This window comes from Kitasatospora sp. P5_F3, from assembly GCF_054049135.1.
Map to the genome: position 1 here is coordinate 1 of NZ_JBFUMY010000206.1, position 710 is coordinate 710.

Consider the following 710-nt stretch of genomic DNA (forward strand, 5'->3'; position numbering starts at 1 on the left):
GGCGCAGGCGAAGCCGCCACGAGCATCGCCGCCAAGGCCGCCGAATACGGCGCCGCCAAGGCCTACACCGCCGACGCCGCCGAGTTCACCGACCAGCTCGTCGTCCCCAAGGTCGACGCGCTCACCCAGATCGCCAAGACCGCCGGCGCCGGCGCGGTGCTCCTCACCTCCTCCGGCGAGGGCAAGGAGATCGCCGCCCGCGTCGCCCTGCGCCTGGAATCCGGCATCATCACCGACGCCGTCGACCTCGAAGCCGGCACCGACGGCAGCCCCGTCGCCACCCAGGCGGTGTTCGCCGCCTCCTTCCAGGTCAAGTCCAAGGTCTCGCACGGCACCCCCGTCATCACCGTCAAGCCGAACTCCACCACCCCCGAACCCGCCCCCGCCGCCGGCACGGTCGAGAACGTCACCATCACGTTCACCGGCAACGCCGCCACCGTCACCGCCCGCACCCCCCGCGTCTCCTCCGGCCGCCCCGAGCTCACCGAGGCCGCCATCGTCGTCTCCGGCGGCCGCGGCGTCGGCGCAGCCGAAGGCTTCACCGTGGTCGAGGACCTCGCCGACGCCCTCGGCGCAGCCGTCGGCGCCTCCCGCGCCGCCGTCGACGCCGGCTGGTACCCGCACACCAACCAGGTCGGCCAGACCGGCAAGCAGGTCTCCCCGCAGCTCTACATCGCCGCGGGCATCTCCGGCGCCATCCAGCACCGCGC

1 protein-coding gene is annotated in these 710 nt (G+C 73.9%); it reads left to right on the forward strand.

What is annotated here, in order from left to right; translation table 11 throughout:
* Nucleotides 1–710, forward strand: a 710-nt coding sequence (locus tag ACXJMZ_RS37375; protein ID WP_457034440.1) for an electron transfer flavoprotein subunit alpha/FixB family protein, incomplete at both ends; no start/stop codon positions are given.